General features: G+C 71.6%; 18 protein-coding genes. 1 reads left to right on the top strand and 17 read right to left on the bottom strand.

From position 1 onward, the window contains the following. Positions 1-7 precede the first annotated feature (7 nt). The gene (locus tag ACFVTH_RS13815) at positions 8-307 is read left to right on the top strand and encodes an SHOCT domain-containing protein (protein ID WP_387091930.1); all 300 of its coding nucleotides are present in this window, start codon (positions 8-10) and stop codon (positions 305-307) included. Here the strand turns inward: ACFVTH_RS13815 and ACFVTH_RS13810 are convergent. The 17 genes from ACFVTH_RS13810 to ACFVTH_RS13730 form a co-directional block, all read right to left on the bottom strand. After that, positions 291-587: a DUF167 family protein gene (locus ACFVTH_RS13810; protein WP_387091928.1), complete on the bottom strand. Its 297-nt coding sequence runs from the start codon at positions 585-587 to the stop codon at positions 291-293. The two genes, ACFVTH_RS13815 and ACFVTH_RS13810, sit on opposite strands and share 17 nt — an antisense overlap. Before the next feature lie 104 nt (positions 588-691). Beyond that, the gene (gene der, locus ACFVTH_RS13805) at positions 692-2200 is read right to left on the bottom strand and encodes a ribosome biogenesis GTPase Der (protein ID WP_386941559.1); all 1509 of its coding nucleotides are present in this window, start codon (positions 2198-2200) and stop codon (positions 692-694) included. A gap of 113 nt (positions 2201-2313) precedes the next feature. Continuing rightward, positions 2314-2985, bottom strand: a complete 672-nt coding sequence (gene cmk, locus ACFVTH_RS13800; protein ID WP_387091926.1) for a (d)CMP kinase — start codon at positions 2983-2985, stop codon at positions 2314-2316. A 35-nt stretch (positions 2986-3020) separates the two neighbouring features. Continuing rightward, a complete protein-coding gene (locus ACFVTH_RS13795; RefSeq protein ID WP_387091923.1) occupies positions 3021-4103 on the bottom strand; it encodes a prephenate dehydrogenase in 1083 nt (360 codons plus the stop codon). A 1-nt stretch (position 4104) separates the two neighbouring features. Next, positions 4105-4896 (bottom strand): pseudouridine synthase, encoded by a 792-nt coding sequence (locus ACFVTH_RS13790; protein ID WP_387093631.1) that lies wholly within the window; start codon positions 4894-4896, stop codon positions 4105-4107. A gap of 10 nt (positions 4897-4906) precedes the next feature. Further along, entirely contained in the window at positions 4907-5704 is a 798-nt protein-coding gene (scpB, locus tag ACFVTH_RS13785; protein WP_387091920.1) for an SMC-Scp complex subunit ScpB, read from the bottom strand. Then, positions 5694-6545, bottom strand: a complete 852-nt coding sequence (locus ACFVTH_RS13780) for a segregation and condensation protein A (protein WP_387091917.1) — start codon at positions 6543-6545, stop codon at positions 5694-5696. The genes scpB and ACFVTH_RS13780 overlap by 11 nt, the downstream gene beginning before the upstream one ends. Then, complete coding sequence (locus ACFVTH_RS13775) at positions 6529-7416, bottom strand: ParA family protein (RefSeq protein ID WP_387091914.1); 888 nt, start codon at positions 7414-7416, stop codon at positions 6529-6531. Before ACFVTH_RS13775 ends, ACFVTH_RS13780 begins: the two co-directional genes overlap by 17 nt. Before the next feature lie 57 nt (positions 7417-7473). Continuing rightward, a complete protein-coding gene (xerD, locus tag ACFVTH_RS13770) occupies positions 7474-8376 on the bottom strand; it encodes a site-specific tyrosine recombinase XerD (RefSeq protein ID WP_387093628.1) in 903 nt (300 codons plus the stop codon). Then, positions 8373-9047, bottom strand: coding sequence for an NUDIX domain-containing protein (locus tag ACFVTH_RS13765; protein WP_387091911.1), 675 nt, complete (start codon positions 9045-9047; stop codon positions 8373-8375). Before ACFVTH_RS13765 ends, xerD begins: the two co-directional genes overlap by 4 nt. Next, positions 9040-10740, bottom strand: a complete 1701-nt coding sequence (locus tag ACFVTH_RS13760; protein WP_387093625.1) for a CTP synthase — start codon at positions 10738-10740, stop codon at positions 9040-9042. The genes ACFVTH_RS13765 and ACFVTH_RS13760 overlap by 8 nt, the downstream gene beginning before the upstream one ends. Before the next feature lie 118 nt (positions 10741-10858). Next, on the bottom strand, positions 10859-12559 hold the full coding sequence (recN, locus tag ACFVTH_RS13755) for a DNA repair protein RecN (protein ID WP_387091909.1): 1701 nt from the start codon (positions 12557-12559) through the stop codon (positions 10859-10861). Positions 12560-12583: 24 nt separating this feature from the next. After that, complete coding sequence (locus tag ACFVTH_RS13750) at positions 12584-13498, bottom strand: NAD kinase (protein ID WP_387091906.1); 915 nt, start codon at positions 13496-13498, stop codon at positions 12584-12586. Then, positions 13495-14304: a TlyA family RNA methyltransferase gene (locus ACFVTH_RS13745; RefSeq protein WP_387091903.1), complete on the bottom strand. Its 810-nt coding sequence runs from the start codon at positions 14302-14304 to the stop codon at positions 13495-13497. Before ACFVTH_RS13745 ends, ACFVTH_RS13750 begins: the two co-directional genes overlap by 4 nt. Continuing rightward, positions 14304-14495, bottom strand: a complete 192-nt coding sequence (locus ACFVTH_RS13740; RefSeq protein ID WP_386941549.1) for a hypothetical protein — start codon at positions 14493-14495, stop codon at positions 14304-14306. Before ACFVTH_RS13740 ends, ACFVTH_RS13745 begins: the two co-directional genes overlap by 1 nt. Positions 14496-14535: 40 nt before the next feature. Further along, entirely contained in the window at positions 14536-15570 is a 1035-nt protein-coding gene (locus ACFVTH_RS13735; protein ID WP_387091900.1) for an HAD-IIA family hydrolase, read from the bottom strand. Then, positions 15545-17257, bottom strand: a complete 1713-nt coding sequence (locus ACFVTH_RS13730; RefSeq protein WP_387091897.1) for a primosomal protein — start codon at positions 17255-17257, stop codon at positions 15545-15547. Before ACFVTH_RS13730 ends, ACFVTH_RS13735 begins: the two co-directional genes overlap by 26 nt. Positions 17258-17493: the final 236 nt, after the last annotated feature.

The following is a 17493-nucleotide window of genomic DNA, read 5'->3' as shown; positions in this document are numbered from 1 at the left end:
TCGCCTCATGTACTCCAGCTTCGGCGGTTGGCACTTCCTGATGGTCATCGGCGTGCTGCTGGTGTTCGCCCTCATCATCGCCGCGATCGTCGTGCCGATCGTGCTCGTCACGCGGCGCACGGCGCCGCCCTCCGCGCCGCAGGCCCCGCACGACCCGACGTCGGCAGTCGGGTACGCAACCGCCGCGCCGGCGGCACCGCGCACGGTCGAGACGCGCCTGCGCGAACTCGACTCGCTTCGCGATCGCGGGCTCATCACCCCGGCCGAGCACGAGGCGCAGCGCCAGGCGATCATCCGCGACGTCTGAAGTCGACATCACCCCGGGCGCCGCGATTCCACGTGGCCTCGCGGTCGACGCCGTCCACTCGCACGCGCTTCACCCGCGACGTCGTGCCGCGCACGATCTCGACGTCGCGACGGGCCACGCCGAAATGCGCCGCGACCGCGGCGACCACGCCCGCGTTCGCGGCGCCGTCGACCGCGCGTTCACGGACGAACACCGTGAGCGACGCGGCGGGATCGTCGGGCGTCGCCTCGACGAGCGGTCCCTTGCGGCTGCCGGGCTTCACCCGGATCGTGATCTCCACACCGACTCCGTTCAGCTGGGAGCTTCGTCCCGACTGCGAGCTCCTCGGTCGAGACCGCGGAGACGAGCGCGGGCGGGCGATCACTCGCCCGCCCGCTCGGTCGGTCAGCGCTGGCGCTTCTCGCGCACGCGCATGTTCACGACGATCGGCGAACCCTCGAAGCCGTAGATCTCGCGCAGTCGCCGCTGGATGAAGCGGCGGTACCCCGGGTCGAGGAACCCGGTCGTGAAGAGCACGAATGTCGGCGGGCGGCTCGCCGCCTGCGTGCCGAACAGGATGCGGGGCTGCTTGCCGCCGCGGACCGGGTGCGGGTGCTCCTGGGTGAGCTCGGTGAGGAACGCGTTGAACTTGCCCGTGGGAATGCGGGTGTCCCACGACTCGAGCGCCGTCTCGAGGGCGGGCACGAGCTTCTCGAGGTGACGGCCGGTGCGCGCCGAGATGTTCACGCGAGGCGCCCAGGCGACGTGGTGCAGGTCCTGCTCGATCTCGCGCTCGAGGTAGCGGCGACGGTCGTCGTCGAGGAGATCCCACTTGTTGTACGCGAGCACGAGCGCGCGACCCGACTCGAGCACGAGGTCGATGATGCGCACGTCCTGCTCGGAGATCGGCTGCGAGACATCCAGCAGCACGACCGCGACCTCGGCCTTCTCGAGCGCCGCCTGGGTGCGCAGCGACGCGTAGAAGTCGGCGCCCTGCTGCAGGTGCACGCGTCGGCGGATGCCTGCGGTGTCGACGAAGCGCCAGATCTTGCCGCCGAGCTCGATCTGCTCGTCGACGGGGTCGCGGGTGGTGCCCGCGAGCTCGTTCACGACGACGCGCTCTTCGCCCGCGGCCTTGTTGAGCAGCGAGCTCTTGCCGACGTTCGGGCGGCCGAGGATCGCGACGCGGCGGGGCCCGCCGAACTCCTCCTTCGCGACGGCCGAGACCTGCGGCAGCACCTCGAAGACCGCCTCGAGCATGTCGGCGACGCCGCGGCCGTGCAGCGCCGAGACCGGGTACGGCTCGCCGAGGCCGAGGTTCCAGAGCGCGGTCGCCTCGGCCTCCTGGCGGGCGTCGTCGACCTTGTTGGCGACGAGGAACACCGGCTTCTTCGTCTTGCGGAGCAGACGGACCACGTGCTCGTCGGTCGAGGTGGCGCCGACCATCGCGTCGACGACGAACAGCACGACGTCGCTGAGGTCGATCGCGACCTCGGCCTGCGCGGCCACCGAGGCGTCGATGCCCTTCGCGTCGGGCTCCCAGCCGCCGGTGTCGACGAGCGTGAAGCGACGGTCGAGCCACTCGCCCTTGTACGAGACGCGGTCGCGCGTCACGCCGGGTGTGTCTTCGACGACGGCCTCGCGGCGGCCGAGGATGCGGTTCACGAGCGCCGACTTGCCGACGTTCGGCCGGCCGACGATCGCGATCACCGGCAGCGCGGGGAGGTAGCGGATGCCCTCCTCGCCGCCCTCGGAGATCTCGAGGACCTCGAGGTCGTCTTCGTCGAGCTCGTAGTCGCTGAGGCCGGAGCGGAGCGCTGCGGCCCGCTGCTCGGCGAGGTCGTCGTCGACGACCGAGAGTCGCTCGGCCAGGTCGTCGGCGACGTCGTCGTACTCGTCGCGCTGATCGGTCATGAATTGTCTCCTGCAGAACGTCGTGGGCGCGAATGCGCGCGACTCCCAGTCTGCCGTATGAATGCTGTGAAGATCGGATGCTGCGGCTCCCGCCCGGGGCCGCCGCATCGCGGTCAGGCGGCGGCGCCCGCCTCGACGACCGCGATCACCGCGTCGACCGTCTGCTCGAAGTCGAGCTCGGTCGAGTCCACCACGGTGACGCCCTCGGCGGCGTTCGTGAAGTCCACGACCTTCGAGTCGGCGCGATCGCGTGCGCGCAGCTGCTCGCCGGTCTTGCCTGCGTCGTGGCCGGTCAGCTCAGCGGCCCGCCGCGACATCCGCACCTCTTCGGAGGCGGTGAGCAGGAGGCGGACCGGTGCGTCGGGAGCGACGACCGTCGTGATGTCGCGACCCTCGACGACGATTCCGGGGCGGGCCTCAGCGGCGATGATCGAGCGGAACAGCTCGATGAGGTGGGTGCGCACCTCGGGCACGCGGGCCACGAGGCTCACGACGGACGAGATCTGCGGGTCGCGGATGGCGTCGGTGACGTCGGTCGCGCCGACGTGCACCCGATATCCCGAGGGATCGGTGCCGATGCGGTAGTCGAAGCTCGCGAGGCACGAGACGACGGAGGCCGCGTCCTCGGGGTCGACTCCCGCGGCCTCGGCGTGCCACGCGAGGGCGCGATAGGCGGCGCCCGTGTCGAGGAACCCGTAGCCGAGGCGCCGGGCGACGGCCTTCGACACGCTCGACTTGCCGCTGCCTGCTGGGCCGTCGACGGCCACGACGAAGGGGAACTGCACGGATTGCCTCCAGGGTGTTGTGCGTCTGTGCCGACTCAGCCGGCGATGCGCCAGCCGCGTTCGGCCAGCTCGTTGGTCAGTCGTTCGGCGGCTTCGGGCACCACCTGCACCTCGGCGAGGCCGACCTGGCGGCCGGGCGAGTGCTCGAGCCGGAGGTCTTCGAGGTTGACGCCGATCTCGCCGATCTCGGCGAGCAGCCGGGCGAGTTGTCCGGGCCGGTCGTCGACCATCACGATCACCGTCGTGAAGCGCTTGTCGGTGCCGTGCTTGCCGGGGAGCCGGGCGACGCCGGTGTTGCCGCCCGTGAGCTCCTCCGCGACGCGGCGCCGGGCACCCGGCGCGACGGGGTCGCCGAGCGCGTCGATGAAGCGGTCGAGATCGTCGCGCACGGCGACGAGGATGTCGCGCACGGGCGCCGCGTTCGCGCCGAGGATCTGCACCCAGAGGTCGGGGTCGCTCGCCGCGATCCGGGTGACGTCCCGCACGCCCTGGCCGGCGAGGCCGAGCGCGGCGTTCGGGGCGTCGATGAACCGGCGCGCCATCACGCTCGACACGACCTGGGGCACGTGCGAGATCAGCGCCACGCCGCGGTCGTGCTCGTCGGGGGTCATTTCGACGAGGGTGGCGCCGAGGTCGAGGATGAGGTCGTCGATGGCGCCCGCCCGCTGGTAGCTGATCGCGTCGTGCGCGGCGACCACCCACGGCCGGCCGACGAAGAGGTCGGCGCGCGCGGCCAACGGGCCGCCGCGCTCGCGCCCGGCGAGCGGGTGCGAGCCGATGTAGCGGCCGACGTCGGCGCCGGCGGCCTCGAGCTCTGCGAGGATCCCGGCCTTCACGCTCGCGACGTCCGTCACGATCGCGTCGGGGAAGGCGGCGAGCTCGTCGGCGACGACCCGCGCGGTCACGTCGGGCGGCACGGCCACGACGACGAGCTGGGGTGCGTCGCCCGGCTCGGCCGGGCGACCGGCGCCCAGGTCGACGGCGAGCGCCACGTGCGTCGGCGAGGCGTCGGCGAGGATCACGTCGATGCCGCGCGCCCGGAGCCCGAGCGCGACGCTCGTGCCGAGCAGGCCCGCGCCGACGACGCGCACGGGACCGGTGAGTCGTGACTCGACCATCTCAGTTCTCCTCGTCGGCTCGTGACTCGCCGCGGGGGGCCTTCGCATCGCGGGCGATGGTGAGCAGCTGGCCTCGCTCGGTCTTGGTCAGCTCGCGCAGCTGGCCGGCCCTCAGTGTACCGAGGTGCAGCGGGCCGAACTGACGGCGGACGAGTTCGACGACGGGGTGCCCGACGGCCTGCAGCATGCGGCGCACGATGCGGTTCTTGCCCGAGTGCAGCGTGAGCTCGACCATCGAGTGCCGCGAATCGCCCTGCGCCTGCAGCAGACGGGCCCGGTCGGCCTTGATCGGGCCGTCGTCGAGCACGATGCCGTTCTTCAACTGCTGGAGGGTCTGCGGCGTCACCCGCCCGCGCACCTTGGCGATGTAGGTCTTCTCGACGCCGAACGACGGGTGCGCGAGCACGTGCGCGAGCTCGCCGTCATTGGTCAGTACGAGCAGCCCGCTCGTCTCGGCGTCGAGCCGCCCGACGTTGTAGACGCGCTCGTCGAGCTCGTCGGTGAAGCGCCGCAGGTCGGGCCGGCCCTGCTCGTCGCGCATCGACGAGACCACCCCGGTCGGCTTGTTCAGCATGTAGTAGCGCTTCGCCGTGTCGAGCTGCACGGCGACCCCGTCGACCGAGACGAGGTCCGTCGCGGGGTCGACGCGCGTGCCGAGCTCGGTGACGACCTCGCCGTTGACCTCGATGCGGCCCTGCACGATGTACTCCTCGACGACGCGGCGGGAGGCCACGCCGGCTGCGGCGAGCACCTTCTGCAGGCGCTGCCGCGTGGCATCCGCGCCGTCGTTCACGGCGCCTCGTTCATCGGTCAAGGTCGAATCCCTCCTGGCCGTCGTCGAGCAACGGCGAGATCGGCGGCAGTTCGTCGAGCGAGTTGATGCCGAGGTTCGTGAGCAGCAGCTCGGTGGTCCCGTAGAGGATGGCGCCGGTCTCGGGGTCGCTCGACACCTCGGTGACGAGCCCGCGGCCGAGCAGCGTGCGGACGACGGAGTCGACGTTCACCGCGCGGATCGACGCGACCTGCGAACGCGAGATCGGCTGCTTGTACGCGATCACCGACAGCGTCTCGAGGGCGGCCTGCGAGAGCCTCGTCGACGACTGCGTCACGACGAACGAAGTGACCAGGGCGTCGTAGTCGGCGCGCACGTAGAAGCGCCAGCCGCCGCCCACCTCGCGAAGCTCGAACCCGCGACGGATGCTGCGTGCCGCACCCTCGTCGGCGGGAACATCGGTGCGCGGCTCCCCCGAGACGGCCTCCCCGTCGTAGTCGGCGCGCAGGCGGGCGATCGACGCCCGCACCTCGGCGACCGGGCGGGCGACCGCCGCCGCGAGGTGCACGACGCTCTGGGGCTCGTCGGCGATGAAGAGGATCGCCTCGATCGCCCGGTCGAGGTCGAGGCGGGGCTGGCCCGGCACGTCGAGCGGAGTCGCGACCGAGAGCTCGGGGCCGCCGGCGTCGTCGTCGGCGCCCGGCTGCCGCTCCCCGTCGTCGGTGCCGCCGGCGTCCGCCACGGCATCGGCCGGGTGGCCGGCCTCGACGCCGTCGACGGTCTCGTCGAGCGGCTCGAACGCCTCCACGGTGTCGGCGTCATTCGTCATAGTCGGCCCCCAGGCTCTCGAGGTTCGCGTCGGACCAGCTCTCGGCGGCCCAGTGCAGGGTCAGCTCGCCGAGCGGTTCGAGCTGGTCGAAGCCGATCGCGGCGTGCCGGTACAGTTCGAGCACCGCGAGGAAGCGGGCGACCACGACGCCCGGCCGCCCGACTCCGGCGATCAGCTGTCGGAAGGTCACCGGCTCGCCCCGGCGCAGGATGGCGACGACGTGCGCGGCCTGCTCGCGGATCGACACGAGCGGCGCGTGCAGGTGGTCGAGTCCCACGACGGGGATCTCGCGCGGCGTCAGGGCGAGCGTCGCGAGCGCCGCGAAGTCCTCGGCGGAGAGCGACCACACGAGCTCGGGCGCGCGCTGGCGGAACTGCTCCTCGAGGCGCACCGTGCGGGCGTGCCGCGACGACTCGGCCTCGAGGTTTCCGCTGAACCAGCGGGCGGCCTCCTTGAAGGCGCGGTACTGCAGCAGGCGGGCGAAGAGCAGGTCGCGCGCCTCGAGCAGCGCGACGTCCTCGGCGTCCACGAGCTCTCCCTGCGGCAGGAGCCCCGCGACCTTGAGGTCGAGCAGCGTCGCCGCGACCACGAGGAACTCGCTCGCGCGATCGAGCTCCTCCTCGGAGTCGAGCCCCTTCAGGTACGAGATGAACTCGTCGGTGACCTTCGACAGCGACACCTCGGTGATGTCGAGCTCGTGCTTCGCGATGAGCGAGAGCAACAGGTCGAACGGACCCTCGAAGTTGGTGAGCGCGACGCGGAACCCAGGCTCCGAGCCGCCCTCCGGGGCATCCGTCACCGGCTCGTGCGCTGAGGCCGACGCCTCAGGCGACCGCGCCACGGAACACCAGCTCCCTGGCGAGCTGCCGGTACGCCTTCGACGCCTGGTGCTCGGGAGCGAACTCGGTGATGGGCGTCGCGGCGACCGTCGCGTCGGGGAACTTCACCGTGCGTGTGATCACCGTCTCGAGCACCTTGTCGCCGAACGCGTCGACGACGCGCTCGAGCACCTCGCGCGAGTGCAGCGTGCGTGCGTCGTACATCGTGGCGAGGATGCCGTCGAGCTCGATCGCGGGGTTGAGGCGATCGCGCACCTTGTCGATGGTCTCGATGAGCAGCGCCACGCCGCGCAGCGCGAAGAACTCGCACTCGAGCGGGATGATGACCCCGTGGCTCGCCGTCAGCGCGTTGACGGTGAGCAGGCCGAGCGAGGGCTGGCAGTCGATGAGGATGACGTCGTAGTCGGCCGAGACGCGGCGGAGCACGCTCGCCAGGATCTGCTCGCGGGCGACCTCGGTGACGAGGTGCACCTCGGCCGCCGAGAGGTCGATGTTCGCGGGGATGACGTCGAGCCCGTCGACGCTCGTGCGCTGGATCGCGTCCTTCGGCTCGAACTGGCGCGAGAGCAGGAGGTCGTAGATCGTCGGCACGTCGTGCGTCTGCACGCCGAGGCCGGCCGAGAGCGCACCCTGGGGGTCGAAGTCGATGGCGAGCACGCGGCGACCGTACTCGGCGAGCGTCGCGCCGAGGTTGATCGTGGTCGTGGTCTTGCCGACGCCGCCCTTCTGGTTGCAGAGCGCCACGATGCGCGCGGGGCCGTGCGAGGCGAGCGGCGCAGGATCGGGGAACTCGCGATGAGGTCGACCGGTCGGACCGAGCTCGGGCCCGGGCGAGGTGGTTCCGACCGCCGAGTCCTGCTGGTGCTGCGTCACGTGTCGTCTTCTCTCCTGGGGCGGCGCGGTGCCTGGTCGATTCGGGCTTGGTCGATTCTAGCGAGCACGCGGGTGTGCTGCCGTGTACATCTCCCGGAGTGTATCGGCTGTGACGAGCGTGTAGATCTGCGTCGTCGCGACCGAGGAGTGCCCCAGGAGCTCCTGCACGACGCGGACGTCGGCGCCCCCCTCGAGGAGGTGGGTCGCGAACGAGTGGCGCAGCGTGTGCGGCGAGACGGATGCCTCGAGGCCGGCCTTCTCGGCGGCCGCGGTGATCGCGTCCCACGCCGCCTGCCTCGACATGCGACGGCCTCGGACGCCGAGGAAGAGCGCCGGCGTCGCCTGCCCGCGCGCGGAGAAGAGCGGCCTCGCGCGCACGAGGTACGCGTCGACCGCGCGCCGGGCGTAGCTGCCGAGCGGGACGACGCGCTGCTTGCCGCCCTTGCCGAACAGTCGTACGACCTCGTCGTCGATGAGGTCGTCGACGTTCAGCGACACCGCCTCCGAGACGCGGGCGCCCGTCGCGTAGAGCAGCTCGAGGAGCGCCTGGTCGCGCAGCTCGGCGGGCTCCTCCCCGCCGGCGGCGGCGATCAGCGCCTCGACGTCCTCGACGGGGATCGCCTTCGGCAGCCGCGTCGGCAGCTTCGGCGGCCGGAGCTCCTTCGACACGTCGGCCGACACCTCGCCCTCCTCGGCGAGGAAACGGTGGAGTCCGCGAACCGCCGAGAGCACCCGGGCGATCGACGACGTCGCGAGCACGGGCTCGCGCTCGGCGCCGAGGAAGCGGACGAAGTCGGCGAGGTCTCCCTCGCTCACCCGGGCCGGCTCTGCGCCGCGGGCCTCGAGCCAGTCGGCGTAGATCGCGAGGTCGCGGCGGTACGAGGCGGTCGTGTTCCGCGCGAGTCCGCGCTCGACGGTCAGGTGCCGCAGGTACCCGTCGACGAGCGCGGCCGTCGTCATGACCCCGTCGCGCCCCGCACCGGGGCGGTGCGGCTCGGCCACGGCGCCTCGGGTTCGCCGAGCCCCCGCCATCCGCGGGCACGTGCCGCGTGGGCCGCGAGCACGGCGATCGAGAGGGGACCGTTGTGGATGCGCCGGGCGAGCACGGCATCGACGCAGTCGTCGAGCGGCACCCAGCGCACCTCCAGCTCGGCCTCCTCGGCCTCGCGTGCGAACACCTCGGGCGCGGCCTGCAGGCCGCGGGCGAGGTACACGCGGATCACCTCGTCGCTGCCGCCGGGCGACGGGGCGAAGTCGGCGAGCACCGCCCACTCGGATGCCACGAGGTCGGCCTCTTCGGCCAGCTCGCGCTGCGCGCCGACGAGCGGGGACTCCCCCTCGACGTCGAGCAGTCCGGCGGGGATCTCCCAGTCGCGCATGCGGATGGGATGGCGGTACTGCTTGATCAGCAGCACCCGATCGCGCTCGTCGATGGCGAGCACGCCGACGGCGCCGGTGTGGTCCATGAACTCCCGGACGATCTCCTCGCCGGCGAGCTCGAAGCTCTCGCGCCGGATGTTCCACACCCGGCCTTCGAACACCCGCTCGCTCGAGACGATCGGGAGGGCGACGCGGTCGTCGGCCAGCAGCTCGCCCTGCTCGCCGACGACCGTGTCAGGGGAATCAGCCATTGTTGACGTCGAACAGCCGGCTCGCCTGCTGGCGCTCGATGGCGGCGCCCACGAGGCCGCGGAAGAGCGGGTGCGCGTCGTTCGGACGGCTGCGCAGCTCGGGGTGCGCCTGGGTGCCCACGTAGAAGGGGTGCACGTCGCGCGGCAGCTCGACGAACTCGACGAGGTTGCGGTCGGGCGAGAGGCCCGAGAACACGAGCCCGGCCTCGGCGATGCGGTCGCGGTACGCGTTGTTCACCTCGTAGCGGTGACGGTGGCGCTCGCTGACGTCGGTCGAGCCGTAGAGCTCGGCGGCGATGGTGCCCTCCCCGAGGGTCGCCGGGTAGAGCCCGAGGCGCATGGTGCCGCCGAGGTCGCCGCCGGCGATGATCTCGACCTGCTCCTCCATCGTCGCGATGACGGGGAACTGGGTGTCGGGGTCGAACTCGCTCGACGAGGCGCCGGGCAGTCCGGCCATGTTGCGCGAGTACTCGATGACCATGCACTGGAGGCCGAGGCAGAGGCCGAGCACCGGCAGGCCGTTCTCGCGCGCGAAGTGGAGCGCGCCGAGCTTGCCCTCGATGCCGCGCACGCCGAAGCCTCCCGGCACGCAGATGCCGTCGAGGTGGGCGAGGTGCTTCTGCGCCCCTTCGGGCGTCTTGCACTCGTCGGACGGGATCCATTCGATCTTGACCTTCGCGTCGTTCGCGAAGCCGCCGGCGCGCAGCGCCTCGGTGACCGAAAGGTACGCGTCGGGCAGGTCGATGTACTTGCCGACGAGGCCGATCGTGACCTCGTGCTTCGGGTCGTGCACGACTCGCAGGAGATCGCTCCACCCCGACCAGTCGACCGCGTTCGACTTCTCGTCGAGGCCGAGGGCGTCGATGATGTAGGCGTCGAGGCCCTGCTCGTGCAGCATCGTCGGGATCTCGTAGATCGACGGCACGTCGACCGCGTTCACGACTGCGCCCTCGTCGACGTCGCACATGAGCGCGATCTTGCGCTTGTTCGCCTCGGTGACCGGACGGTCGCTGCGCAGCACGAGCGCATCGGGCTGGATGCCGATCGAACGGAGCGCGGCGACCGAGTGCTGCGTCGGCTTCGTCTTCTGCTCGCCCGAGGCGCCCATGAAGGGCACCAGCGAGACGTGCACGAAGAACACGTTCTTGCGCCCGAGCTCGTGACGCACCTGGCGGGCCGACTCGATGAACGGCTGCGACTCGATGTCGCCGACCGTGCCGCCGATCTCGGTGATGATCACGTCGGGCTTCGGGGTCTCGGTCGCCTGCAGGCGCATGCGCCGCTTGATCTCGTCGGTGATGTGCGGGATCACCTGGACCGTGTCGCCGAGGTACTCGCCGCGGCGCTCCTTCGCGATGACCGTCGAGTAGATCTGACCGGTGGTGACGTTCGCCGCCTGGCTCAGATCGATGTCGAGGAATCGCTCGTAGTGCCCGATGTCGAGGTCGGTCTCGGCGCCGTCGTCGGTCACGAAGACCTCGCCGTGCTGGAACGGGTTCATCGTTCCGGGATCGACGTTGAGATACGGGTCGAGCTTCTGCATGACCACTCGGAGCCCCCGGGCCGTCAGCAGATTGCCCAGGCTCGCGGCGGTGAGTCCCTTGCCCAATGAAGAAACGACACCACCGGTCACGAAGATGTGCTTGGTCGTGTCGTTGTTGTCTGCGCTCTGCGCTGTTCCGCGTTCATCCACCACGGGCTTATATTCTAACCCACGTTCCTGACCCGTCGACCCCGACTGCCCCACGCGTTCCCCCTTCGTTCGTTCGAAGCCGCTCCGGCTCCGTCGTTCCCGCTCCACGGCGGCCCGCTCAGGCCGCGCGCTCCGAGGCGATCTCGAGCAGTTCGCGCGCGTGCGCGAGCCCGCTCTCGGAATCGGCCAGACCCGAGAGCAGGCGCGCCATCTCGGCCTCTCGTTCTGCTCCGACGAGCTGCTTGACGCTCGACGCGGTCACCGCGCCGTCGGTGCCCTTCACGACGCTCAAGTGGTTCGACGCGAAGGCGGCGACCTGCGCGAGGTGCGTGACGACGATGACCTGGGAGCGCTCGGCGAGCCGGGCGAGTCGCCGACCGATCTCGATCGCCGCCGCACCGCCGACACCCGCGTCGACCTCGTCGAAGACGAAGGTCGGCACCGGATCGGTGCCGGCGATGACGACCTCGATCGCGAGCATGACCCGCGAGAGCTCGCCGCCGGATGCGCCGCGCGAGACCGATCGCGGCTCGGCGCCGGGATGCGGGCTCAGCAGGATCGCGACCTGGTCGCGCCCGTGCGCCGACGGCTCGGCACCCGGCTCCACGCTCACCGTGAGCACGGCATCGGGCATGGCGAGGGCGGCGAGCTCGCTCGTGACCGCCTCGGCGAGTCGCGCCGCGGCCTCGGTGCGCTGTTCGGTGATCAGACCCGCGAGCCGATCGACCTCGGCTGCCGAGGCTTCGACCGCAGCCTCGAGCACGGCGATGCGGTCGTCGTCGCCGTCGAGCTCGACGAGCCGAAGCCCGCCGTCGCGGCGGAACGCCAGGACCTCGTCGAGTTCGCCGCCGTGCCGGCGGATGAGCGCGCCGAGCAGGGCCCGTCGCTCCTGCACGACCTCGAGCTCGCGAGCCCCGTCGGCGTCGAGCCCGGCGAGATACCCCGCGAGCTCGGCGGACGCATCGGCGAGCAGGAAGCCGGCGTTCGCGAGGATCTCGGCGATCGGTGCGAGCGCGGCGTCATGGGCGACGACCCGGTCGAGGTGGCGCCTGGCCGCCTCGACGAGCGTCACCGCGTCGGGGGCGTCGTCGACGACCTCGTCGGCGGAGAGCAGCCCGCGCGCCTGCGCGGCCTCGAGCCGGAGCTCCTCGAGGTTCGAGAGCCGATCGGCGCGCTCGGAGAGTTCGGCGTCTTCGCCCGGCTGGGGATCGGCGGACTCGATCTCGTCGAGGTCGGCGCGCAGCGCCTCGGCCTCGCGAGCCCGCGCCTCGTGATCGTCTCGGAGCCGAGCGAGCTCGGCGGCATCGGCACGCCACGACTCGAACACCGCGCGGTACTGGTCGAGCGTCGCCGCGAGGCTCGGGCCCGCGAAGCGGTCGAGCGCCTCGCGCTGCGCGACGGCAGAACGCAGCCGCTGCTGGTCCGCCTGGCCGTGCACCACGACGAGCTCGTCGCCGAGCTCGGCCAGCACGCCGACGGGGGCACTGCGACCGCCGACCACCGCGCGGCTGCGCCCCTCGGACGACACCGAGCGGCCGAGGAGCAGTTCGCCGGCCTCGATCTCGCCCCCGGTGTCGGCGACGCGCTCGGCGATGGCGCCCTCGTCGGCGACGAGCCAGCGGCCCTCGACCCAGGCCTGCTTCGCGCCGGAGCGCACCGCGCCGGCATCGGACCGAGCACCGAGCAGCAGGCCGAGCGCGGTCACGACCATCGTCTTGCCCGCACCCGTCTCGCCCGTGACCGCGGTGAAGCCCGCGCCGAGCGGCAGCGTCGCCTCGGCGATCACGCCGAGGTCGCGGATGCCCAGTTCTTCGATCATCGGGCACCCTCGCTCATCGAATCCTCACTCACGGCCTGCGGGCCCCCTCCAGCCCGTCACGGGCAGTTGGAACTTGTTGACGAGCCGATCGGTGAAGGGCGCCTCGTGGAGGCGCGCCAGCCGCACCGGCACGTCGGACTTGCGGACGATCACTCTGGCCCCCGGCGGCAGGTCGAAGGTGCGTCGCCCATCGCACCAGATGACCGCCGAGGTCTCGGTGCGCTGCAGGATCTCGACGGCCAGGGAGGAGTCGGCCCCGACGACGAGCGGACGCGCGAAGAGCGCGTGCGCGCTGAGCGGAACGAGCAGCAGCGCCTCGAGGCTCGGCCACACGACCGGGCCGCCCGCCGAGAACGAGTACGCGGTCGACCCGGTGGGCGTCGACATCACGACCCCGTCGCAGCCGAACGAGGAGAGCGGTCGACGATCGACCTCGATGACCACCTCGAGCATGCGCTCGCGCTCGGCCTTCTCGACCGTCGCCTCGTTGAGCGCCCAGCTCTCGTACACGACGTCGTCGCCCACCTTGGCGCGCACCGAGAGGGTCATGCGCTCTTCGACCGTGTAGTCGCGCGCCAGCGCGCGGGAGACCGTGTAGCCGAGATCGTCGCGTTCGCTCTCGGCCAGGAAGCCGACGTGGCCGAGGTTGACCCCGAGCAGCGGGACGGGCGAGTCGCGGATCAGCTCTGCCGCCCGCAGGATGGTGCCGTCGCCCCCGAGGACGATGACGAGTTCGATGAGTCCGGGGTCGATGTCCTCGAAGCGGACCACGCCGCCGTTGAGCGCAGGGACGAAGCTGTGCACGTCGTCCCAGTGCTCGGCGGCGATCACCGGGATCGCGCCGGCGTCGAGCAGCTGGGTGCACACCTCGCCCGTCGCTTCGAGCGCAGCCCGTCGGCCGGTGTGCGAGACCACGAGGAAATGCCGTGCGTCGTTCACCCGTGCGCTCCTCCTGTCAGCTCGTCGACCCGACCCGACCATTCTGACGGATCGGACCCGGCCGCAGCGCTGAGATGCACGAGGAACTCGCGATTGCCGTGCGACCCGGCGATTGGGGAGGAGGAGACGCCCGCCGTGCGCAGTCCGAGGTCGTGCGCCGCCCACAGCACGTTCATCACGGCCTCGGAGCGGAGCGCGGCGTCGTGCACGATTCCCTCGCGCACTCCCCCGCGGCCGACCTCGAACTGCGGCTTCACGAGCAGCACGAAGTCGGCGTCGGGCGCCGCCGTCTCGCGGAGCGCGGGCAGCACGGTCGTGAGCGAGATGAACGAGAGGTCGGCGGTGACCAGCGAGGGGCGCTCGACGACGCCCGTGGCCGCCGCGAGCGACTCGGCGGTCAAGTGGCGCACGTTGCACCCCTCGACGAGGACGAGTGCGTCGATGTCGGCGAGCTCGGCGGCGAGCTGACCGTGCCCGACGTCGACCGCGAGCACTGCGCGCGCACCGCGTTCGAGCAGCACCTGGCTGAACCCGCCGGTCGACGCACCGGCGTCGAGTGCCACCCGCCCGCCGGGCTCGACCCCGAACTCGTCGAGCGCGGCGATGAGCTTGTGCGCTGCTCGGCTCACGTAGTGGTCGGATGCCGCGACCTCGAGCGCGGCCTCGGGCGAGACCTTCGCCGAGGGCTTCACGATCGGCCTGCCGTCGACCGTGACGAGCCCGCCGGCGATGAGCGTCGCGGCGTGCGTGCGCGATCGGGCGAGGCCACGGCTCGCGAGTGCGGCGTCGAGTCGTTGTTCGGTCATCACCGGGGTGCGACCCGCGACGGGTCGGACTGCTCGAGCTCCTCGCGCAGTCGCGCGGCGAGCGCGTCGAACGCGGGCGCCCGCTCGGCGAGCGGCAGGTCGTCGATCTCGGACAGCGCCGCCCGCGCCTCTTCGCCGAGGGCGACGGCCGGCTCGTCGGCGCCGAAGTCGGTGTCGTCGTCAGTGCTCACGAGTCCACGGTACCCCGGGCCGCCCACACCGGGGCGATCATCATGCGTAGAGGCGCGTCGGCACGTCGAGTGCGTGGATCGCGATCCCGGAGCCCCAGATCGCCGCGCAGGCGGCCCGCAGCAGGTCGAGCGCGTCGCCGCCCTCCGACAGGATCTCGACGCGATTGCGGTCGACCAGGACCTTCGCGTCGCGAACGCGGATCGCACCGCCCCGACGCTGCTCGACCGCCGGGTACGGCTCGTGCAGTCCGCGGAGGTCGGCGAGGATGAAGTCGGGACGGCTCTTCGCGTCGGCGGCGAGCAACTGCTTCGCCCGGTCGATGCCGGTCAGCACGATGGCGCTGGCCATGCCGGCACGGTTCGCCCCGAGGATGTCGGTGTCGAGCCGGTCGCCGACCACGAGCGGCGTCGCGGCCTCGAAGCGCCGACGCGCCTCTTCGAAGATCGGGGTCTCGGGCTTGCCGGCGACGAGCGGGAAGCGTCCGACCGCGGTGTGCACCGCCGACACCAGGGTGCCGTTGCCCGGGGCGATGCCACGGGCGACGGGGATCGTCCAGTCCATGTTGGTGGCGATCCACGGGATTCCCGGCGTCGCGGCATCCGGACCGCCGTGCGCGTTGAGCGCGAACGCCGCCTCCGCCAGCTCCTTCCAGCCGATCTCGGGCGTGAAGCCCTGCACGACCGCGTCGGGCGCGTCGTCGGCCGACCGGGTCACACGGTATCCGCGCTTGCGCAGTTCGACCTCGATGCCCTCGCCGCCGACGACCATCACGAGCGCACCGGGGTCGACCTGGCCGCCGAGCAGCTGCATCGCGGCCTGCGGCGACGTCACGACCTCTTCGGGCACGACGTCGAGGCCGAGCTCGGCGAGGTGCCCGGCGACGGAGGCGTCGCTGCGGGAGGCGTTGTTCGTGATGTACCCGAGTGCGCGGTCGTGCTTGACGCGATTGAGGCTCTCGACGGCGTGCGGGATCGCCCCGGCGCCCGCGTAGACGACGCCGTCGAGGTCGGCGAACACCGCGTCGACGCCGTCGAGCGGGGTCACCGGCTCAGTCTTCGCCCGGAACAGCGCCATCGGCGTCGCCCCCGTCCGACTTCGCCTCGGCTTCGAGCGCCTCGCCCTCGGCGAGCACCGCGGCCACGTCGTCCTCGAGCACCGCGCCCGGATCCTCGAGCTCCGCGAGCTCGGGCGCCTCGGGCGTCTCCTCGAACTCCTCCGCCGCGGCCTCACCCTCGGGGATCGCCGTGTCCATGCGCTCGCTCGACGGCTCGTCCGCGACCGCGGACTCCGACTCGTCGTCCTCGAGCTCGAAGATCTCGACGAGCTCGGCCTCGGCCGGACCGCCGAGTGCGGCTTCGGCACGGGCGGCGCGGGCACGCCAGTCGGCGGCCTCGGCGCCCCGGCCGAGCTCCTCCAGCACTTCGGCGTACGCCGAGAAGAGGGCGGGGCTGTACGAGAACGCGCGGTCGGGGTCGAGCTGCGGGATCTCGAGCTCGGAGAGCGCGAGCTCGGGCTGCTCGAGGTCGAGACGCGCACCGGACATCGCGATGGCCAGACCGACCTGCACCGCGGCCGGCAGCTCGCTGCGATCGACGGCACGACCGACCTCGAGCGCCCGGTCGGGGCGCCCGACGCCGCGTTCGCTGTCGACCATCAGCGGCAGCTGGTCGTTGCTGCCCGAGATACGCCGGTACGTGCGGAGCTCGCGGAGCGCCAGGGCGAAGTCGCCCGTCGCGTACGCGGTGATGGCGAGCGTCTCGCGCACGACCGCGATGCGGCCGGCACGACGGGCCGCGGAGGTCGCGTGACGGTGCGCCAGTTCGGGGTCGGTCTCGAGCAGCTCGGATGCCGCGACGAGATGCCGGGCGACCCAGTCGGCGTTCTCCTTGCTGAGCGTCTTCAGCTCGGCGCGGGCGCCCTTGTCGAGATCGCGCGCGTCGATGCGCTCGGGAACGAAGGGGTCGTCGTGGCGTGCGCGCACCGCGAGATCGGCCGCGCCGTGCCGCTCGCGGGGCGCCTCATCGTCGCGACGTCCGCCCGAGCGCGGGGCATCCCGGCGGTCGCCGTACGGCTTCCGATCATCACGTCCGCCGCGGTCGCCATAGGGCTTGCGGTCGTCACGCGAACCGTACGAGCGCTGCCCGTCACGATCCCCATAGGACTTCTTCTCGCCGTAGGGCTTGCGGTCGTCACGCGAACCGTACGAGCGCTGCCCGTCACGGTCGCCAGAGGGCTTCCGATCCCCATAAGGCTTCTTCTCGCCGTAGGGCTTGCGGTCACCGCGGTCACCATAGGGCTTCCTGTCGCCGTAGGGCTTGCGGTCGTCACGCGAACCGTACGAGCGCTGCCCGTCACGGTCGCCAGAGGGCTTCCGATCCCCATAGGGCTTCTTCTCGCCGTAGGGCTTGCGGTCACCGCGGTCACCATAGGGCTTCCTGTCGCCGTAGGGCTTGCGGTCGTCACGCGAACCGTACGAACGCTGCCCGTCACGGTCGCCATACGGCTTCTTGTCGCCATACTGCTTCTTGTCGCCGTAGGGCTTGCGGTCGTCACGCGAACCGTACGAACGCTTCTGGTCACGGTCGCCGTGCGACTTCCGATCGTCGCGCTGTTCGTACTGGCGCTTCTGCCCCCGATCGCCGCTCGATGCCCCTGCGCTCGAAGACCTCGTCGTCTTCCGCGCTGCACCGCGGGCGCTGTCGCCCTGCTTGGCCCGATCGGGTCGGTTCTGGTCGGCCGAGTCCTGCCTCGAATCGCTCACGCTGTTCCTGTCATTGGGAGTCTCGTCAGACTCAACCGTACTGCGGGTCTCTCCCCGCGGACCTGATCACCCAGGACGAGCGGCCGGCGCCCGTGTTCGAGCGGGCCCTCATCGGTGCCACCGAGCGCCCGCCGTTGCCGGTCGGGTGTTCGTGGTTGTTAAAGTCGAAGAGCCGCCCACGTGGTGGGCGGCTCTTCGTAATGTTTGTCCGGCGGTGTCCTACTCTCCCACAGGGT

It is taken from the genome of Agromyces sp. NPDC058104, assembly GCF_042884835.1.
GTDB lineage: Bacteria > Actinomycetota > Actinomycetes > Actinomycetales > Microbacteriaceae > Agromyces.
This window is presented reverse-complemented; position numbering and strand designations above follow the sequence as displayed.

Coding starts and splice junctions, on each gene's coding strand:
- ACFVTH_RS13795 (WP_387091923.1), bottom strand. CDS start 4,103: ATGGTCGAGTCACGACTCACCGGTCCCGTGCGCGTCGTCGGCGCGGGC.
- ACFVTH_RS13765 (WP_387091911.1), bottom strand. CDS start 9,047: ATGGCTGATTCCCCTGACACGGTCGTCGGCGAGCAGGGCGAGCTGCTG.
- der (WP_386941559.1), bottom strand. CDS start 2,200: ATGACCGATCAGCGCGACGAGTACGACGACGTCGCCGACGACCTGGCC.
- recN (WP_387091909.1), bottom strand. CDS start 12,559: ATGATCGAAGAACTGGGCATCCGCGACCTCGGCGTGATCGCCGAGGCG.
- ACFVTH_RS13745 (WP_387091903.1), bottom strand. CDS start 14,304: ATGACCGAACAACGACTCGACGCCGCACTCGCGAGCCGTGGCCTCGCC.
- xerD (WP_387093628.1), bottom strand. CDS start 8,376: ATGACGACGGCCGCGCTCGTCGACGGGTACCTGCGGCACCTGACCGTC.
- ACFVTH_RS13815 (WP_387091930.1), top strand. CDS start 8: ATGTACTCCAGCTTCGGCGGTTGGCACTTCCTGATGGTCATCGGCGTG.
- ACFVTH_RS13735 (WP_387091900.1), bottom strand. CDS start 15,570: ATGGCGCTGTTCCGGGCGAAGACTGAGCCGGTGACCCCGCTCGACGGC.
- scpB (WP_387091920.1), bottom strand. CDS start 5,704: ATGACGAATGACGCCGACACCGTGGAGGCGTTCGAGCCGCTCGACGAG.